A 306-nucleotide genomic window follows, 5' to 3' on the forward strand; every position below is an offset into this window, starting at 1 on the left:
ACCGGATGCTCGACACATTCGAACGTTGAGCCGAACGCGTGCAGCGCGCAAGCGATTCAGCTTGACAGTTTCATGAATATGAAAAATCATTAGGTGATTTCAGAATCCCGATGGGCAGTTCGATGTCGTCGACCATCGTTGCAACAAGGCCCTTGCCGGAAAACCGCATCTCGCCGGTGTTCCGCTTCGCCATGCTGCTGCCGGGCGGGCTGGTCACCTTCTTCCTCAGCCTGTTCGCGCTCGGCCTTGTGGTCTTCCTCGCCTTCAGTCGCAATGACGGCTCGCTGCTCGCCGTCGGCCTGACGG

1 pseudogene is annotated in these 306 nt (G+C 58.5%); it reads left to right on the forward strand.

Features of this window, described 5'->3' with window-relative positions:
- Positions 1-122: 122 nt before the first annotated feature.
- A pseudogene (locus tag EN851_RS35320) lies at positions 123-306 on the forward strand (ABC transporter permease); the annotation flags it as partial.

Source organism: Mesorhizobium sp. M8A.F.Ca.ET.208.01.1.1 (genome assembly GCF_004791315.1).
In the GTDB taxonomy this organism is placed as follows: Bacteria; Pseudomonadota; Alphaproteobacteria; order Rhizobiales; family Rhizobiaceae; genus Mesorhizobium.